The 18,955-nt window shown below is 56.7% G+C and carries 16 protein-coding genes; 9 read left to right on the top strand and 7 right to left on the bottom strand.

Annotated elements, in window-relative coordinates; all coding sequences use genetic code 11:
* Positions 1-87: 87 nt before the first annotated feature.
* The 3 genes from pap to R3F50_03440 are packed head-to-tail and all read right to left on the bottom strand — an operon-like array spanning position 88 to position 4,344.
* Positions 88-1,629 (bottom strand): polyphosphate:AMP phosphotransferase, encoded by a 1,542-nt coding sequence (pap, locus tag R3F50_03450; protein ID MEZ5489357.1) that lies wholly within the window; start codon positions 1,627-1,629, stop codon positions 88-90.
* Positions 1,630-1,644: 15 nt separating this feature from the next.
* Entirely contained in the window at positions 1,645-3,861 is a 2,217-nt protein-coding gene (locus R3F50_03445; GenBank protein ID MEZ5489356.1) for a molybdopterin cofactor-binding domain-containing protein, read from the bottom strand.
* A 9-nt stretch (positions 3,862-3,870) separates the two neighbouring features.
* Positions 3,871-4,344 carry a (2Fe-2S)-binding protein gene (locus R3F50_03440; protein MEZ5489355.1) on the bottom strand — a complete coding sequence of 158 codons (474 nt, stop codon included), beginning with the start codon at positions 4,342-4,344 and terminating at the stop codon, positions 3,871-3,873.
* Between the two features lie 460 nt (positions 4,345-4,804).
* Here R3F50_03440 and R3F50_03435 point away from each other — a divergent pair, with 460 nt between their 5' ends.
* From R3F50_03435 to R3F50_03425, 3 genes are all read left to right on the top strand, one after another.
* Positions 4,805-6,001 carry an iron-containing alcohol dehydrogenase gene (locus R3F50_03435; protein MEZ5489354.1) on the top strand — a complete coding sequence of 399 codons (1,197 nt, stop codon included), beginning with the start codon at positions 4,805-4,807 and terminating at the stop codon, positions 5,999-6,001.
* Positions 6,002-6,041: 40 nt separating this feature from the next.
* Positions 6,042-6,959 carry a hypothetical protein gene (locus R3F50_03430; GenBank protein MEZ5489353.1) on the top strand — a complete coding sequence of 306 codons (918 nt, stop codon included), beginning with the start codon at positions 6,042-6,044 and terminating at the stop codon, positions 6,957-6,959.
* Between the two features lie 473 nt (positions 6,960-7,432).
* Positions 7,433-7,789, top strand: coding sequence for a hypothetical protein (locus R3F50_03425; GenBank protein ID MEZ5489352.1), 357 nt, complete (start codon positions 7,433-7,435; stop codon positions 7,787-7,789).
* A gap of 386 nt (positions 7,790-8,175) precedes the next feature.
* Here R3F50_03425 and R3F50_03420 read toward each other — a convergent pair whose 3' ends face one another.
* The 3 genes from R3F50_03420 to R3F50_03410 form a co-directional block, all read right to left on the bottom strand.
* Entirely contained in the window at positions 8,176-8,739 is a 564-nt protein-coding gene (locus R3F50_03420) for a tetratricopeptide repeat protein (protein MEZ5489351.1), read from the bottom strand.
* Between the two features lie 163 nt (positions 8,740-8,902).
* Positions 8,903-10,519, bottom strand: a complete 1,617-nt coding sequence (locus R3F50_03415) for an FMN-binding glutamate synthase family protein (protein ID MEZ5489350.1) — start codon at positions 10,517-10,519, stop codon at positions 8,903-8,905.
* A gap of 172 nt (positions 10,520-10,691) precedes the next feature.
* Complete coding sequence (locus R3F50_03410) at positions 10,692-11,405, bottom strand: DUF481 domain-containing protein (protein MEZ5489349.1); 714 nt, start codon at positions 11,403-11,405, stop codon at positions 10,692-10,694.
* Between the two features lie 361 nt (positions 11,406-11,766).
* On the opposite strand from R3F50_03410, the gene R3F50_03405 reads away from it, so the two are divergent.
* The 5 genes from R3F50_03405 (at position 11,767) to R3F50_03385 (ending at position 15,411) form a co-directional block, all read left to right on the top strand.
* Entirely contained in the window at positions 11,767-12,237 is a 471-nt protein-coding gene (locus tag R3F50_03405) for a hypothetical protein (protein MEZ5489348.1), read from the top strand.
* 62 nt (positions 12,238-12,299) lie between these two features.
* Positions 12,300-12,794: a histidine phosphatase family protein gene (locus tag R3F50_03400; protein ID MEZ5489347.1), complete on the top strand. Its 495-nt coding sequence runs from the start codon at positions 12,300-12,302 to the stop codon at positions 12,792-12,794.
* Positions 12,795-12,910: 116 nt separating this feature from the next.
* Positions 12,911-13,435: a cytochrome c gene (locus tag R3F50_03395; protein MEZ5489346.1), complete on the top strand. Its 525-nt coding sequence runs from the start codon at positions 12,911-12,913 to the stop codon at positions 13,433-13,435.
* A gap of 41 nt (positions 13,436-13,476) precedes the next feature.
* Entirely contained in the window at positions 13,477-14,433 is a 957-nt protein-coding gene (locus tag R3F50_03390; GenBank protein MEZ5489345.1) for a ChaN family lipoprotein, read from the top strand.
* Between the two features lie 180 nt (positions 14,434-14,613).
* A complete protein-coding gene (locus R3F50_03385; protein MEZ5489344.1) occupies positions 14,614-15,411 on the top strand; it encodes a DUF4159 domain-containing protein in 798 nt (265 codons plus the stop codon).
* A 42-nt stretch (positions 15,412-15,453) separates the two neighbouring features.
* On the opposite strand, the gene aceE is transcribed toward R3F50_03385, so the two are convergent.
* On the bottom strand, positions 15,454-18,153 hold the full coding sequence (aceE, locus tag R3F50_03380) for a pyruvate dehydrogenase (acetyl-transferring), homodimeric type (GenBank protein MEZ5489343.1): 2,700 nt from the start codon (positions 18,151-18,153) through the stop codon (positions 15,454-15,456).
* Between the two features lie 132 nt (positions 18,154-18,285).
* Between aceE and R3F50_03375 the strand changes: the two genes are divergently transcribed.
* A complete protein-coding gene (locus R3F50_03375) occupies positions 18,286-18,762 on the top strand; it encodes an Lrp/AsnC family transcriptional regulator (protein MEZ5489342.1) in 477 nt (158 codons plus the stop codon).
* Positions 18,763-18,955 lie beyond the last annotated feature (193 nt).

Genomic DNA, 18,955 nt, shown 5'->3' with positions numbered 1-18,955 from the left:
TGCCCGGTGCTCGAGAGCCGCGGATCCGCCCCGAAGGGCGGGGCAGGTGTCCTTAATTATCCCGCTGCTGGTCATAAATTTTCCGGCTCAGCGGCTTTCCTTTTCTGTCGTGGCTTTGAGGTTCCCGCCGGGTTCTGGATCAAGAATTTCCTCCAGTCGTCGGCACACGGTGTTGATGACAGTCACCCTGGCGTATTTCTTGTTGTTGCCGGGAACCAGTACCCAGGGGGCCTGCTCGGTACTGGTATGGGCCACCATATCGTTGACCGCCTGCTTGTACTGCTCCCATTTGTCACGATTTCGCCAGTCTTCGTCGGTGATCTTGTAGCCCTTGAGAGGGTCCGTTTCACGGGCCTTGAATCTGCGTTCCTGCTCGTCCTTGCTGATGTGGATCCAGAATTTGATCACCGCGGTGTTGTGATCGAGCAGGTGTTCTTCGAAGTTGTTGATTTCCTGGTAGGACCGCAACCACTGGTCATGGCTGGCCAGCTTTTCTACGCGCTCTACCAGTACCCGGCCATACCAGGAGCGGTCATAAATAGTCATGAATCCTGCTCTGGGTACATGTCTCCAGAAGCGCCACAGGTAGTGGTGAGCCAATTCTTCGTCGGTGGGTGTCCCGATCGGGATCACCCGATAGAGTCGCGCGTCGACTGCTGCTGTCAAGCGCCGTATGGCGCTTCCTTTACCGGCGGCATCCCAGCCCTCCAGCACGATGACGGCATTTTTCTCCTGCCGATGCATGGCCCAGGCCAGTTCATGAAGTCGCAGTTGCGCTGCCTTGAGCTGTGTGTCGTATTCAGCTGCCGGCAGAACCTGGTTCATGTCCAGTGCATCCAGCACTGTCAGCGCAGCGTCCTGGCCGTTGCCGAAGCTCGCCGGACTGGCAAAGCTGTCGGATGAGTCGTCATTAGGGGGGGGCGATGCACTGGCAAGGCGTTGTTGCAGGGTCGCGGCAAGAATCTGCGCGGTAGTTACATTCCGGTAGTAGCCGTCAGTTGCCTCAATGATGTGCCAGGGAGCAAATCCGGTGTCCGTCAGGCGGATCGCCCGTTCCGAAACATGGGTGAACTGATCGTAAAGGCGGACATACTGGTCTACGAAAGGGGTTTTCTTATATTGCGTGATCGGTGCGTCTTCGGCCTGTCTTTTTGCCTGCTCTATTTTGGAAAGGTGATACCACAGTTTGACTATGATGGTACCGTCCCGAACCAGCATGCGCTCCAGGTCTTCTACCCGCTGTAATTCTGATTCGAATTCACTGTCGTCTATTTTTTCAAATACCTTGTGGAGAATGGGGGTGCTGTACCAGGAGGTAAACATGACGCTGACGGTGCCTCTGGCGGGCAGGCTTCGCCAGTAGCGCCAGAAAGGGGGCCTTTCCCGTTCCTCGTCAGACTCGTCCCAGAAGGCATGGGTTCGAACGTCACGCGAGTCGAACCAGTGGTTGAGTTTGTCAACCACGGCCCCTTTGCCAGCGCCTTCGACTCCCGACACAATTATGATCAGAGAGCTGTTGCTTTTTCGCAACTGCTGCTGCAGTGTCAGCAGCTGGTAGTGAAGCTGCGGTTCAAGCTCCTTGTAGTCGTTTTTACTCAGGCGCCGGCCAACTTCCGCAACTTCAAACATCGATAATGACTACTATCACCTGCGGGCAACCGGAGTTGATCGCGACAGATTATGGTTTTTGAACGGTAATTCCCGCACTCGCTGACCTGTAAGAACGTAGATCGCGTTTGCAACTGCTGCCGAGATTGGCGGTGTTGCCGGCTCGCCCAGGCCGCCCACGGCTTCACCCGATTCGACAAAATGGACTTCGATTTCCGGTGTCTGCGCCATGCGGACGGAGTTGTAGTCGGGAAAATTTCCCTGTGTGACCCGCCCTTCTTCAATAGTGATTTCCCCGTAAAGTGCCGCCGAGAGACCATAGAGTATGCCACTCTCAACCTGCTGCTCAGCCGTATCTGGGTTGATCGTTCGACCACAGTCAATGGCGCAGGTGACTTTATGGACTATGGGTTGCCCGTTGCGGCCGATGGAAACCTCCGCCACCTCGGCGGCGATGCTGCCAAAGCTTTCCTGTACGGCGATTCCCATGGCATGGCCGTCAGGGAGATTCTGACCATACCCTGCGGCCTGGGCAGCGACTTCCAGTACACGTCGGTGTCGAGGATGTTCGGCTAACAGCGCCAGCCTGAACTGAAAGGGGTTCTGCCCCGTCCTGTGCGCCACTTCGTCGATGAATGACTCGGTGAAAAAAGTCTGCTGTGAGTGGTCTACACTTCGCCAGGCTGCGATGGGTACATGGGTTTCACTCTCCACCACGCGAATCGACTGGTTGCCTATCCCATAGGGGATATGTGCGGCGCCAGGAGTCTGGATCGGACCGGTAAAGCGATTCTCCCAGGCTGTGACATTGCCCGCGGCATCGAAAGCGGCCCGGAAACTACTGGCTACCGCCGGTCGGTAGTAGTCCTGCTGCATATCATCTTCACGGCTGAACACAGTCTTGACCGGGACATCGAATTCTCTGGCGATCAGCGTGGCGTGGTCTATCATGTTCCAGTTGAATGGCAGGCGTCGGCCAAAGCCGCCGCCGAGATAAACCGGGTGCATTGTCACGTCATTTTCATTCAGGCCGCCAACGGAGGCGACCCGCCCCCTTACGCCGAGATTGTCCTGGGTGCTGGTCCAGACATCGGCTTTTCCGTCATGGAAATGTACCGTGCAGTTCATGGGTTCCATGGGGGCATGGGCCAGAAAAGGAACCTTGTAACTGGCTTCGATAACATCAGCAGCCTGGGCCATGGCGGTTGGAGTATCTCCAATCTCCAGGTCTTCTTTCCCCTCATTGGCCGTCAGGTCCCGATCAAACTGGGCGAAGATGTCGGCGCTGCTGACATTGTCGTTTTCAGTCTGCTCAAACCGGGCCTTAACCAGCTTCAGCGCCTCCCTGGCGCGCCAGTAATTATCGGCTACCACGGCGACCGAATCCTCCAGTTCGATTACCCGTTTGACTCCGCGGCGAGCCAGCGCTTCGCTGGCATCGACGGAGACCAGCCTGGCGCCAAATACCGGAGAAATTCTTATGGCCGCAAACAGCATGTCGTCACTGTAAGCATCAATGCCGTACAGGGCCGATCCATTCACCTTGGGAGGTATGTCTGCACGGGATAGCGCTTTGCCCATGATGGTGAACTCGGCGGGCTGCTTGAGACGTGGATTCCCGGGTGGTTCGAGCAGGGCAGCGGCCGCCGCCAGTTCGCCATAGGTCAATGATCGACCGGTGGCGTTATGGTGCACGTGAGACAATTGCGTATGGCATTCCCCGGCGGGAACACCCCAGCGTTCGGCTGCGCAGGCTATCAGCATTTCGCGGGCTGCCGCACCGGATTTCCGCATGCCGTGTTCGCCGGTAAAACGCACCGAGGCGCTGCCGCCCGTGGTCTGAAGATTGACCAGCTGGGAGATCTTCACGGAACTGGCCGCCAGAATGGGTTCCAGAAATGCCGGTACACCGAATTCACTGGCAAATCCTGTAATCAGGTCGCCGTTGGCGAACAGATCGGTTGCCGGTGCCTGTTCCGGGCTCACCAGTTCCCAGTCAGCATCCAGCTCATCGGCCGCCATCATAGCCAGAGAGGTGTGTACGCCCTGACCCATTTCTGAGTGAGGCACATAGACAGTAATGCGGTTGTCAGGGTCGATGCGTAACCAGGTAGTGAGGTAGTGTTGACCCTCCTGGGCCAACGTGTCGTTAGCCAGCCGGTGTCTGCTGGGCCGGGTGGCGGCATAACCGATCAGCAGTCCGCCGCCCACCGTGGCTGTGCTCAGGAGAAAGCTTCGTCTTGATAGTTTCATCATTATCTCCTAGGCGCTGGCCAGTGCCCGGATGGCTTTTCGCACCCTGGGAGTGGAGCCGCACCGACAGATGTTGCTCAGGCTGTTGTCGATATCGGCATCGGTAGGGTTGGGATTGTTGTTGAGCAGGTCAGTGACCGCCATGATCATGCCAGACTGACAATACCCGCATTGTGGCACCTGGTAGTCGATCCAGGCCTGCTGAACGGAGGTCAGGGCGGGAGCGCTGGGGGCGGTTCCGTTGATGGCTTCGGCCAGGCCTTCAATAGTGGTGATGGAAGCACCTTCCACCGCGCTGACCGGTGTGACGCAGCTGCGCATGGCACTGCCGTTGACATGCACCGTACAGGCACCGCAGGCAGCGATACCGCAACCGAACTTGGTGCCGGTCAGTCCCAGCTCATCTCTTAGAGCCCATAGTAGTGGCATCTCTGGTTCGATATCGAGTTGATAATCTACCCCGTTCACCTTGAATGCGGCCATTTGTGAATCCCCCTGAATTCTCTAGTCTCGCTACTGTATTGCGTCGCTGGTCTCTGGTGTTTCCGGTCTGTTTGGTGATTTCAAAGAGACGCTGGAGTCATTCTGGAAAAGTGATATTTCACCGTTTCATAGAAAGTCACTTTCGATAAAAGTCCCTGTCGATAAAAGTCCCTTTCGACAAAAGTCACGGCTCATATACTTCAACTTTTAGAAAGTCACACCCGATAAAGATCCCACTTGGTAGAAATCACGTTACGGTCAGTCAGATCAGCTGAGTGTCAGCGTGCGCGTTGTGATTTGCGCCAGGCCTTCCATGGAGCCCAGCTGACCAGCATATACCTGTTGTACGGGTGCTTCAATAGAACGGGACGCGCCATAGCGGGTCCTTCCTTGACAGTTCCGGTGCTGACAGAGAAAGTTACGGATTACCGGGGATTCCCTGATGTCATTGTGAGGCGCTATGAGCAGGCAGGTTCGCGAAATCCAATTCAACTACCCCCGACTGGATACAGTCATACAGGGAGGTAATGCCGTGGCCAGCCTGCTGGCGCAGGTGGACGCCCGGGCCAGTCAGCGCGTCGTCGTGCTTGCTTCGCAGACCCTGCAGCAACGAAGTGGCATCCTGGACACGCTTGGCGCGGCGTTGGGAAGTCGTCTGGCCGCAGTATGCACCGATATACCGGCCCATACACCGCGACCGGCCGTGATGCAGGCCATCCAGCGCGCCGCCGCGGCACAGGCTGATCTGCTGGTGAGCGTGGGGGGCGGTTCTGTTATTGATGCTGCCAAGGTGGTGCAGCTGGCGCTCGTGCAGAATGTCCATGCGGAAGCAGAGCTGCTGGCCTATGCCCGGTTCGCCGATGGCAGCGCAGGACCGCTGGCAGGGGACTTCAGCCGTTTCAAGGGTCCTTCGGCTCTGCGCCAGATCGCTATCCCGACAACTCTCTCCGGTGCTGAATTCAGCAACAACGCCGGTGTCACCGACCCGGAAAAATCTCTCAAAGAGGGCTACCGCGGTCCGGACCTGTGTCCCCAGGCGATCCTCTATGATCCTGAACTGAGTCGTCACACGCCGGACTGGCTGTGGATGTCAACGGCTGTCCGCTCGCTGGATCATGCCATCGAGGGCTACTGTTCCGCCGGCTCCCACAGCTATCTGGAGGGTCATTTTTTACATGCCATCCGCCTGTTTGCCAGGTATCTACCCCAGACCCATGATGACCCTGCAGATCTCGAGGCACGCAGTCAGTGTCAGCAGGCAGTCTGGCTGGCCTGTTGCGGGCTGGGACAGGTACAACATGGCGCCAGCCATGGCATCGGTTATCTGCTTGGTGCGGTGTGCGGAGTACCGCATGGCTATACCTCCTGCGTTATGTTGCCAGCGGTCCTGCAGTGGAATAGCGCAGTCAATGCCGAACGGCAGCGGGATATCTCCGCAGCCCTGGGCCGTCCCGGTGGGAGTGCCGGGCTGGCAGTCAGGGAACTGGTGGAGCGCCTCGAATTACCGACATCGCTGCAGGATGTTGGCGTGCCCCGGGACATTCTGCCCCGAATCGCCGAACTGGCGGTTCGCCACCCGGTGGTCCGACGCAACCCGAAGCCAGTGGTTTCGCAAGATGACGCCCGGGAGATCCTGGAACTGGCCTGGAATTCATGAATCTGGTCGCAGGAGCCCGGGGACAGGGCAGGCCTCTGCTATGATCGGCACAATGCATGCACTACTGAGAAATCTGATCAGAACCTGCGCCAGGCCTCTGGCGATGGTGGCTTTGTTGAGCTTTCCGGTCCTGCCGGCCACGCTGCTGGGGGCAACCCCTGAGCCGTCGGGCGAGTTTTTGCGTTTTCTGCAGGGTGCCGGCGAGTTTGCCGGCGAATTGCAGACCGCCGTTGTCACCTACCGCAATACTGACGGAGTCGAGGTGGACCTGGTGGCAACCGTGCACATGGCGGAACGCAGTTATTACGACAGCCTGAACGACTACTTCACCACCCGCGATGCAGTACTGTATGAGCTGGTGGCTGACGAAACCGTGCGCCCGGATGGCAGCGGGGTCGGGCGGGGATCCGGCGTGATTGGATTTCTGCAGACCAGCATGACCCGTTTCCTTGGGCTCAGCTATCAGCTGGACGTGATCAACTACGCCAGGCCCAATTTCGTCCATGCCGATCTGGAACCCCAGGAGCTGGATGCAGTCATGGCCGCCAAGGGAGAAACTTTGTTTTCGGCCTTTCTGGCGCTGGTGCTGGCGGAAGTGGAAAACCAGCAGAGCCGTCCTGCAGTAGCGGGTTCGGAACCACTGAACATCAGCCTCGCCGATCTGGTAAGACTGTTTTCTCTTCCCAATCGACAGGGGGCCTTTAAATACCTGCTGGGGCAGAGTCTGGCGTTGTCTGAAGGGAGTCTGATGGCGATTACCGGCAATGGTTTTACGCTGCTCGACGACCGTAATGAAGCAGCGTTGAACGTACTTGGTGAAAACCTGCGAAACCCGGTCGCGAACAGCTACAGCATTTATTTTGGTGCGGCGCACATGCCGGGCCTGGCCCAGGGGCTCCGGCAGATGGGGTTTGAAAGGCAGTCGGTAACCTGGTTAACAGCCTGGCGGTCACAATAGCGGTCTGCTTGATCTGTGGGCAGCTGCATGGCTGAAAGGCTGCCGGTCATCCCCCGACAACCGGTGGCGGGAATTTCCTCTCGACCGGTTTGTTTGTAAATCGGTCAAAGCGGTTGACTGCCCGGTAAATAACCGGACAATAGTCTCCTCCAGACCGCGAGGTTCAATGGAATGAGCCCGGGAAACGAGGAGATGTCTGGTCGAGAGGGGGTGCGCAAGTCAACAGCCTTCAATGAAGCGTCTAGCCTGCATATCACTTAGTCAGAATCTGCCCTTAAGAACCGACGGCTTGCGTCAGGGTTATAATCCTGTCCGCCCAGTCTGAGAATCGCCCGGCCAGGATCTAATGAAATCCACCGGGTAAGGGAGCGGGTCGCATTCTCTGGATGGAATGGTCCGTTAAAAGTTGCGAGTCACATTTGTGAACAATGAAAGCTGTACTCAGTCAGTGTAATCAGAAAGGTATTAAGCATATGAACAAATTATTTGGTGGATCTTTAATGGCAATGGTGCTGGTTCTGGCCAGCTGCGCAGCCTCGGCTCCTTCGGCCGTCGGCGTCTGGAACATTGAGATGAGCACACCGCTGGGCGCTATGCCTGCGACGCTGACCATTGCTGAAGATGGCACTGGCAGCATGGCTGGCGATATGGGGCAACAGAACCTCAGCGGCATCATGTTTGATGGCGATGCGGTTAATTTCTCAACCAGCCTGGACGCCCAGGGTCAAAGTATTACTCTGGATTTCAGCGGCACCATCGATGGTGATTCCCTGACCGGTGAATTTGGCAGCGATTTCGGCGCGTTTGGAGTCACCGGAACTCGCCAATAAGTCACTGGAAGTCTGCTCGGCTTGACTGTCAGTAATTGCAAAGGACAGTCAGCGTTACAGACCGCATCGGTTGGTCAGAAAGACCGATAGTTTGACAGACAGGAAGCTGGAAGCAGTCAGACGCTTTACCAGGCTGTAATCAGCCACCGCGGCATCCGGTCGACAGGAAGGAAATAAGAAGGGCGCTTCCCTCCGGGGTGGCGCCTTTTTTGTCCATTTCGGCAGTGCTGCCCGCCGCCACGTCGACAAGCTGTGCTACCAACGGGTCAGATTCCCAATGGGCCTGTTCAGACTGGTGTGGCCATGCGGGCCTGGAACGATCGCCTGAGGGCAGGGGGCAGACCATTTACCAGGTCAGGTCGGGTCATCCTGGGGGTAAAGAGTGGTCAGATAAAACGTGCTCGGAGCGCTTCCAGGACGGTTTCCAGATTCCGTCTGGCGGCCGGGCTGTGAGGATGCACCATTAGCAGCTTTTCAAAGGCTTCCCGGGCCTTGATGTAATTTTCCTGCTGCAGATAAACCAGTCCTAAGCCGGAAAGAGCCCCGAAATGACGCGGCTCCAGCGCCAGGGTTCTGTTGACGTCTTCGATCGAGGCAGACAGGTCTCCGATCAGGTAGTGCAGAGTGGCCCGCCTGTTCCAGGCTTCGGCGAATTCCGGCTGCTGGTCGATCAGCGTGGAGAATACCCGCAGTGCGTCCCTGTAATAACCGGCGTTCATTAATTGCTCCCCGACCTTCAGCATTGCCTGAGCCTCCGGGTCGGGGTGCTGGTACCAGAGATTCCAGATCCGATTCTCTATCTCTGCCAGAAATTCCGGGCGGGTGGTTTCGGCGAGCGCTTCGAACAGGCTGTCCAGGCGGGGATCATTCTGATCGCCCTGCACGGGGAGTGACAGCGTCAGAGACACTGACAGGAACAATATTGCAGGCGACAGTCGGATGGAATCCATGGCTTGTCAGTTTGCTGCATCTCTTGACTGCTGTAAAGCAGGGTGTAGCAGCAGGTTTGCGGAGGTGCAGATCAGTGACTTTGCAGCTCAGTCAGAAAGACGGCTTACCGAGCGGAATAATGCATTGGTTAATCAGAGGTTTCGTGGCGCCCGGCGCTCAAATTCAGAAGCGGTCGGGCGCGGCGCGGGTCCAGCTCTCCAGGTAGCTGGTTGGTGCGGAACTGTCGAGCAACTGGTTCGGCTGCAAAGACTGGTGAATTTCATCAAAGTAGCGGTAGCCCGCGTCATAGCGAGAGACGATATCCTTGGGTTTCAGTTGGGAGGGGTTTTCATAGCCCATGGCACCGCACAGTTCGAGAAACGCATGCATGGTGTTGTGATGAAAATTACAGACCCGCTTCGCCTTGGCCTCCACGTCGATGGCGCGTGCCCGTCGAGGGTCGGTCGTGGCAACGCCGGTGGGGCAGTGATTGGTGTTACAGGACTGCGACTGGATACAGCCAATTGCCATCATCATGGAGCGAGCCGCATTGACCGCGTCAGCGCCAACCGCGATTTTTTCCAGCATGTCATAGCCGGTGGCGGTTTTTCCCGCGCTGATGATACGGATCCTGTCGCGCAGACCGGCACCTATTAACACCTGGCTGACAAAGAAAGTTGCTTCCAGGCACGGCGTTCCCAAGCGGTTGGAGAACTCCACCGGTGCCGCACCGGTGCCGCCTTCAGCACCGTCAACCGTGATAAAGTCCGGCACGATATCCATCTCCAGCATGGCCTTGACGATGGACATGAATTCGCTTCGTTTGCCAATACACAATTTGAAACCGACAGGTTTCCCCTCGCTGAGATTCCGCAGTCGCTTGACGAATTCCAGCAGTTCCCGGGGGGTGCTGAATTCTGGGTGGTTGGCTGGCGAATAGACGGTCTTGCCCACTTCCACGGTTCGTATTCTGGCGATTTCTTCGGTTACCTTGGACCCTGGCAGCACGCCGCCGTGGGAAGGTTTCGCACCCTGGGAGATCTTGATTTCAATCATCTTGACGACTTCCAGCGCGGCTTTTTCTGCAAACAGCCTGTCGTCCAGTCGGCCATCCGGTGTGCGACAGCCGAAATAGCCGGTTCCCAGCTGCCACACCAGGTCGCCTCCGTGCAGGTGATGTTCGCTGATACTGCCCTCGCCGGTATTGTGGGCAAATGCACCCAGAGCCGCCCCCTTGTTGAGGGCTGCAATGGCGTTGCCACTGAGAGCACCGAAGCTCATTCCCGAAATGTTGAGACGTGAAGCACTGTAGGGCTTGGCGCACTGGTGACCGCCAATGGTCACACGGGAATGTTCCTGTTTAACAGTGGTGGCATTGATGGAATGCTCCAGGCTGCGATAACCCTGCTCGAGGATGTCGTGTTGGGTTCCGAACGGCAGCGTGTCGTTGAGGCCCTTGGCGCGTCGGTAAATGATGTTGCGCTGCTCTCGATTGAACGGCCGTTCTTCGGTGTTGTTGGCGATAAAATACTGCTGGATTTCCGGCCGAATCAATTCCAGCAGATAACGGATATTGGCGAGCACCGGGTAGTTACGCTTCAGATTGTTGGGAGCCCAGTGCATTTCATAGAAACCGAGCAGCGCGTAACCCAGGCACATAAAAGAAAGGATAAGTTGAAAAGGGTGTTTCAGCAGGTCAGGAAGGCTGATAGAGCCGGAGCTGACAATCAGTAGCCAGGAGACACAGAAAGGCAGTGCCACGAGGGTGATAAGCCAATAAAGTCTTACTGCTGGCAGCATATCAGGGTCGCGCACTGCAAAAGAGGTTGTCTAAAAGTACTGGCCATTGTAACACCAACTGCTGGGAAGGATGGTGGGAACAAGCTTCCGGCTCCCGGATGACCGGAGCTGAAAGCTGCCCTCCAGAGCTGCCGCGCCAGCACGGCGACTCTGGAGAGTCTGAGATCAGGGACTAGAAGTTCCAGACCAGGGTTACGGCTGTCTGAGTGTCGGTTTTCTTGCGGCCGGCCGGCACTTCAGTCTGATGCCTGATATTGATCGAAAAGCGCATGGATATATTCTCCATGACTTCTGTCTCTATACCGCTTTCCGAACGGTAGATACTGGTATCCTGACCAAATTCAAATGCCAGATCCTGATAGAAGCTGGCGGTTTCGGAGATACCCCATTCGTAATCCGCCGCAGCACGGATCATGAATTCGTTCAGGTTTTCCTCCTCTCCTTCGGAGACTCGATAACCGGGTCCCACCTCCGTGGAGAGAGTCATGTTGTCGATGTTGGTCAGCCAGTTATGACCGTAGGTCGCTGAGAGGTCAGTCTGGAAGTCATAGCCGTTGAAGCGGTCGGCTTCGTAGGCGCCCCGGACCTGGAAAAAGTTGTTTTCGGACAGATCCCTCCGCCCCCTGGCCACGTGATAGAACCTCTGTGCCGTGGTTTGGCCATTTCTCCTGTTTCGCAGGCCATCGGAGGTGAATTGGTAGTCCCAGACCTCTCTGTCCCAGTCCACAGTCACGCCATAGGCGACGTTTCGCTCCTGGGTGTTACCGGAAGTGAGTATGGCGCCCAGCTCGATCTCGGTGGTGAGATCACCGGATTGTTGAGCCATCGTGTGACTGGATGCCGCTAAAAGTAAGATGGCAGTACAGCGGCTTTTTCCACTAAACATAGAGTGTTCTCCTCGGACAATCGATTCGCAGGGTTAATGGCCAATGACCAGATAACTGTATATCGGGATATCGGTTAAAAACTCGATATTTTTAACTGAAGAGGATTACTTTTATTGCAGCTTGATGCCAATCAGGGGAGGGCAACAAAGGTTTGTGAGGCTGGGCCGGAAAATTTTCTGCAACCCGGCCGCAGGGATGTGGGAAAGCCCGCCACAGCAGGCGGCATACGCGTCCTGGAGCAAGCTATCTGGCCGCAACCGGCCTGTGACAATTTGTTGCCCTGCCATCGTACTTTTGCAAAGGCGGGGTTATACTCGCACATGGCCTGGTGTGCGTGGCCAGAGACACGAGGATCAACTTATGAAAAAACGTCTTTTTCTTATAGCTCAATTGATTGGCCTCATCACCCTGTCAGCCGGCGTCCGCGGTGCCGAGGAAGAACAGATAATTATTGAAGATCTGTCAGCGGGTGAACTGAGGCAGCAGATCGACCGCATTCAGAAAGAGTTTTATCGGGTTTATAACACCCTCAACGAAGACGACAGATATGACATTATCTGCCACAAGTACACGCCCACCGGTTCCAATATTTCTCAGGAAGCGTGTGAGCCGGATTTTCTGATCCGGCGCAGAGGCGATAATGCGAAGGAGAATCAGCAGGGCACCGATGTGTTGATCAATCGGGAAGCGCTGTTGCAGCAGCTGCAGCCTGAGTTTGCGATCCTGACCGAGAAAATGAATGCCGCAGCGGCTGAAAACCAGTATTTCCGCGAGCTGAACCAGATACTCGGCATGCTTCGGGAGCGTCTGACGGAGCTGACCGGTAACTGATCGGGGCCTCTGACGCCTGTTCCGACAATTCGTGAGTTCAATCCCCTGATCCGGTTAAGTTGATGAAAACGCTGTATTTACTTCGCCATGCAAAATCCAGTTGGGACCAGTCAGAGTTGCGGGATTTCGAGCGCCCGCTGGCTGAAAGGGGGATCAGCGATATCAGAAAAATCGGGGAGCGGTTTGCCCGTAGCGGCAGGTCGGTGGAATGCATAATCTCCAGCCCCGCGGTCCGGGCCAAGGCCACGGCCTTATTGTTTGCCAGGGAAATTGGCTACCCGGAGGATAACATCAGCGCCAATCCGGAACTGTATTTTGCCGGCGCGCCCATGTTCATGAAGGCCGCCAGCCTGATCGATGAGGAGTTTCAGTCGGCCATGCTGGTTGGTCACAACCCGGCGATTACCGAGTTCGTCAATGACATGTGCGATGCCGGTATCGACAACATTCCCACCAGTGGCCTGGTGGAACTGCGGCTGCCGATTGAAAACTGGTCCGCGGTGAAATATGGCGACGCTGAACTGATCGATTTTGACTACCCTAAACGTAATGACTGAAGGTAAAACCTGACGAACAAGCCTGGCGCCTGATGAATGCCCTTTGCTGCGGTTTCCGGGCAATAGCGCTTCAGGACCCGGGCAAGTGCCCGGCACAGACAATGCAGGTATGTGGCATGATGCTGAACTCTAAACCATCACCGGAACAGCCAAACAGGCGTGACCAGAGTACACTGATGGTGGGCACGTTCCTGCTTCTTACTCTGGCCGCGTGCTCTGAAGATACCGTTTCTGAAAGCGAACCGGCAGTCTCCCAGGCGCCAGTCTCTGCGGCAGCAGAGGCCGAAGCGTCTCGCTGGTACAGCAGCGCCGTTGTTGAGCAGGGGCAGGTGGTGTTCGCACAGCACTGCGCGGCCTGCCATGGCGATGCGGCACAGGGGCTGACCGCGGACTGGCGCACCCGGCAGCCGGATGGTTCTTTTCCTCCGCCGCCCCTGAACGGGTCGGCGCATGCCTGGCATCATCCCCTGCAACAGCTGTTACAGACCATCGACACCGGCGGTATTCCTTACGGTGGCCAGATGCCGCCTTTCGATGACGTACTCGGTGATGACGACAAGCTGGCGGCCATTGCTTACTTTCAGAATTTCTGGAGCCAGGAAATCTACCTCGCCTGGCTCGACCGGGGGGGGCTCGATTGAGGCTCACTGTTCTGTCACACAGAAGCTGGGGTCAGGGTCTGTTGGCCGCATCAGCACTGCTGTCTCTGCTGGCCTGTACTCAGCCGGGTCAGGTCGCCGGTGTTGCTTCGGATGACTCAGTCGCACTGATCCCGGCATGGCAATCGCCGCTCTATCAGGACCACCCGTTGGTGGGCGCGATCTGGCGGGCGGGCGACAAGCGGTTTGTGACGGCAGAAGAGCTCACCGGCTCTCTTTCTGCAAGCAGTTACCTTCTGCTGGGTGAGAAACACGATAACCCGGACCATCATCAGCTCCAACTCAACCTGCTGCGTCACCTGTTGGGGAATGATCTGGTGACCTCCGTCTCTTTCGAAATGATGGATTCCAGCTTCGCAGACCGGTTGGCAGGTGTGGAGCAATCGGGTTTTGGTTCCCTCCAGCAACTGAAAGAAGTCTTGCAGTGGGATGAGGCCGGCTGGGATTGGGACTTCTACGGCCCTTTGGTAGCAGAGGCGTTGAAGGCCGGCGTAGCGGTGCAGACCGCCAACCTGAGTGGCGAACGGGTCGGGCAGGTGTATGGTGAACCACTTGATCCGCAAATTGCCGGCGTGCTTGATGCTCCCGCTCTGGAGCAGATGAACAGTGAAATAGACGAAAGCCACTGCAACATGTTGCCACCAAGCCAGTTTCCGGCCATGGTCCGGGTGCAGCAGGCGCGTGACCACGCCATGGCGTCAAGCCTGGCCGCCATTGCGCCGGGGGGGCGGGTGAATATCCTGCTGGCCGGTAACTATCACGTGCGGAGGGATCTTGGAGTGCCGCGGTACCTGCTGGCGCTGGATCCTGAAATCGAACCGGATTCTATTCTCTCCGTGGCCCTGCTGGAGGTGGATCCGGACAGCTCCGATCCTATGGATTACCTGCAGGCCTATTCCGATGTGCTGCCTTTCGATTATGTGTGGTTCACTCCGGCGCTGACTGACGAGGACTACTGCGCCGGTTTCAGAAGTCAGTGAGGTGCCGGTCAGGGGTACCGTCAATCCTGCCGGCCGGGGCAGTGAGCGGGTTCCTTCAGGGCCCGCTTCTGAGCAATGTAACGCAGCCGAGGGGCAGGAATTTCGGGTCGGGCACAATGGCAATGCTTTCCGCAACTGGGCTACACTCCTTACTTTATAGCGATTAACTCAAGGTACGCAGTGGTTTCTCCCAAGACAATTACTCGAATTCTGCTGGCGGTCTGCTGCGTGGTTGGCCAGCCGGTCCTCGCGCAGGTGCCGCTGCAGGTGGATCCTCATCGCCCGGACTATGATCAGGGTGGTGAATTCAACTTCGTCAGAGTTCAGTTCGATACTTATTTTGGCGGTGGCTTCAGAGGGTTTGGCGGATTTGGTGGCGGCACCTGGGCAATAGACTTCCCGGATGCGGATATGAACTTCTTACGGGGCGTATCCCGACTGACTAATATCCGGGTCATGAGCGATCCGATCGTGTTACGGCTGGACGACCAGGAAATCTTTGACTACCCGTTTCTTTACATGCTGGAAGTGGGGCAGGCCGGCGGAATCAATTTCAATCCCTTGGAGATCGAAAACCTGCGTGAATACCTGCTTCGGGGCGGTTTTCTGTTGATCGATGATTTCTGGGGCACCAGACAGTGGGACAATTTTTTTGCGGCATTCAGCCAGGTTTTCCCTGACCGGCAGATTATACAGTTGGCACCGGACCACGAAATCTACCACGTGTATTACGATATCGACGGCGCCCAGATGATTCCTGCGCTGGGGCGCAGTGATCAGTACGGCGAGCAGGACGTGGACTACGCCACCAATCATGCGATTCTGGATGATGACGGCCGGGTGATGGTGCTGATCAACTGGAACTCGGACATGGGGGATGGCTGGGAACACACCTACCACCCGTCCTACCCGACCCGCTATGCCAACGCCGCCTACCAGCTGGGTATCAATTACCTGATGTACTCATTGACCCACTGACAACCGTTCAGCATGGGTGTTGTGGCCATCAGGCGCCTTCAGTCACCGGGGTACCGGGCTGGTCTTGTCAGGATCAACGGCCAGATCTTTCAGCAGTTTCTGTAGAGTGTCCGCGTCGATGCGTCCTTTTCGATACAGCCCGGTCAGTGTGGCGGCTACGATGTAATCCGGACTGATCTCAAAAAAATCCCTTAGCGCTTCGCGGGACTCGCTGAGACCGTAGCCGTCGGTACCCAGGACCAGGTAGTACTGTCCCATCCAGCCGGCGATAGACGCCGGCAGTGACTTCATGTAGTCGGTGACAGCGACTACCACCTCCGAACGATCGCCGAACAGGCCAGCCAGGTAAGGTACCTTCTGTTCCTCCAGCGGGTGCAGACGATTCCAGCGGTCGCAACTCTGCGCTTCCCGCTGAAGTTCTATATAGCTGGTGATACTCCAGACCCGTACGGTGAACCCCAGGTTATGAATTTTCTCTGCCGCTGCCAGAACCTGCTGCAGAATGGATCCACTGCCAAGCAGGTTGACAGATTCGTTACTTGATTCCGGGCTTTCTGCTGCTTTCAAAGTCCTGAGCAGGTAACCTCCCTTGATGACTTTCCGCTCCAGGTCTTCCGCCGGGGAGTCAGCGGGCATAGCAGGCATCAGGTAGGCCTCGTTGTAGGCAGTCAGATAATAGAAGATATTTTCCTGTAACTGGTACATGCGGCGAATGCCGTCGCGGACTATTATTGCCAGCTCATAGCCAAAGGCGGGGTCATAGATTTTCAGGTTGGGATAGGTGCTGGCCAGAATTGGCGAGTGACCATCCTGGTGCTGGATACCCTCGCCGTTAAGGGTGGTTCTGCCTGCCGTCCCCCCTATCAGGAAACCGCGGCACTTCATGTCGCCGCAACTCCAGATTATGTCTCCCACCCGCTGAAAGCCGAAAATGGAATAGAAAAAATAAAACGGAATCATCGGCAGACGGTGTATGGAATACGCGGTACCCGCGGCAAGGAAGGAGGCGATTGCGCCGGTTTCACAGATGCCTTCCTGCAGAATCTGGCCGTCCCGGGCTTCCCGGTAGGTGACAATGCTTTCTGCGTCCACAGGTGTGTAATGCTGGCCTTCAGCCGAGTAGATTCCGGCGATTTTGAACAATGCATCAAGACCGAAGGTGCGCGCCTCGTCAGGAACGATAGGTACAATATAGCGTCCGAGTTCGGGGTTGCGCATCAGGTTGGCGAGCAGTCTGACCGCAGCCAGGGTGGTAGACTGAGGCTTCCTGGCAGAGCCCTGGGTAATCGATGAAAAATCGTCCAGTGCTGGTGCCGGCAGGGCAGCGCAGCAGTCTTCCCGTGCGGGAATGAAGCCACCGAGCCGTTCGCGCCTGGTATGCAGATAGCGCAGCTCCCTGCTGGCCGCCGGGGGGCGATAGAACTGCGCGGCAATTACAGCCTCTTCGTCAAGGGGTATGCCGAAATTCCGGGCGCATTCCAATCGCTCCTCCGGACCCAGGTTTTTCTTCTGGTGAACGGTATTCCTGCCCTCTGCGTCAGGCCCCATGCCATCGCCCTTGACGGTCTTGATAAGAATTACGGTAGGTCTACCCTGGCTTTCCAGCGCTCTCTGATAGGCAGTGTAAATTTTCTCTGCGTCCTGGCCGCCGCGTTTGATCTGCCTGACCTCATCGTCGCTGAGCGAGGCCATCATGGCTTCCAGTTCCGGATTGCCATGTACCCAGTGCTCCCGCTGGCGGTTGCCCGGCAGGACCGAATAACGCTGATAGTCTCCGTCCACGCACTCTTCCATGCGGCGACGCAAGGTGCCGTTGACGTCCAGCGCCAGCAGTTTGTCCCAGCCTCCGCCCCAGATCACTTTGATAACGTTCCAGTTCGCACCGCGGAAGGTTGCCTCCAGCTCCTGGATAATCTTGCCGTTTCCCCGTACCGGGCCATCGAGGCGCTGCAGGTTGCAGTTCACCACCAGTATCAGGTTGTCCAGTTTCTCCCGGGCAGCAATGTTTATGGTGCCTAGTACCTCCGGCTCGTCGCATTCGCCATCGCCGATGAAACACCAGACCTTGCCTCCGCGGGCTGGCTTGAGACCGCGGTTTTCCAGGTACTTGGCGAATCTGGCCTGATAGATGGCGGTGGGTGTGGACAGCCCCATCGACGCATTGGGTACCTGCCAGAAATCCGGCAGCGACAGCGGGTGGGGGTACGAAGGGAGGCCGCCGCCGGGTTGCAGCTCGCGGCGGAAATTCCCCAGCTGTTGCTCGCTGAGTCGGCCTTCGAGGAAGGCCCTGGCATAGACGCCAGGTGCAGTGTGGGGCTGCAGAATGACCAGATCGCCCCCGTAGGTGGCGTCCTGGTTACGGAAGAAGTGATTAAACCCCACCTCCATCAGGGTCGCTGCTGAGCCGTAAGTGGCGATATGGCCCCCGACCCCGGAGCCCTGATCCTGTTGTTGCAGCACCATGGCCATGGCGTTCCAGCGATTAATGTTTTCCAGGCGCTTTTCCAGCTCCAGGTTGCCAGGGTAGGCAGACTGCTCGGCTACCGGAATCGTGTTCAGATACGGTGTGTTCAGCGGGTACTGGGTCAGAGCCAGGTTGTGATCCCTGCTCCACTCCCGCAGGCCGTTAAGAATCGTGTTGACGCCCTGTTCGCCGTGATGCTGGTAGATGTTCCTCAGAGCCTCCAGCCATTCCTGCAGGTCTGACTCCAGCCCCTGTTCGGGTTCCTGTAATCGGGTCATGATTTTTGTTTTCCAACTTCTTGTGAAGGACTCTATTATACTGGCGACGAGCCAATCGGCATTGCAAATGATGTCAATAAAATGCTAGTAATTGGCAGTATCTGCCAATAAGCATTGAATAAGAGGAAAAAAATGTCTCATCAGGCGCTGGACAGGACAGACTTCAGGATACTCCATTTTCTGCAGAACCGTGGGCGGCTGACCAATGCCGAGCTGGCCGAGGAGGTAGGACTTTCCCCCTCACCCTGCCTCCGTCGGGTCAAAGCCCTGGAGCAGCGGGGTGTCATCAGGCGGTACGCCGCTATCGTGGATGCCAGGGCAGTGGGATTGCCGATCAGTACTTTCATCAATGTTTCATTGCACAATCAGGAGCGGCGAAGCCTGGAGAAGTTCGAAGAACGGGTGGCCGGTTATGACGAAGTTATGGAGTGCTACCTGATGACCGGCAGTTTCGACTACATGTTAAGGGTAGTGGTGCCTGACCTTGACAGCTACGAGCGCTTTCTGGCGGAAAAGCTTACCACCACCCCGGGGGTCTCCAATATTCAGTCAAGCTTTACTCTCAAGCAGGTGGTCTATAAAACAGAATTACCCCTTGCAGGTTATTAAAAACCAGTGAACCTCTTATTAACCGCAGCGATGCGCTGCGGGAGTTAATCAGAGGTTCACTGGTCGGGTTGCCACTGCGGCTTTCACCGCAGCCGCAACAGGCTCATGGCATCAGAAAATGTCACGCCAGCCAGCTGAACTGCATAGAGCATTTAACTTTTGCCGGCGCTGCAGTACAGTGGCTTTTCAGCCC

The organism is Gammaproteobacteria bacterium (assembly GCA_041395725.1).
Classification (GTDB): Bacteria; Pseudomonadota; Gammaproteobacteria; order Pseudomonadales; family Pseudohongiellaceae; genus NORP240.
This window is presented reverse-complemented; position numbering and strand designations above follow the sequence as displayed.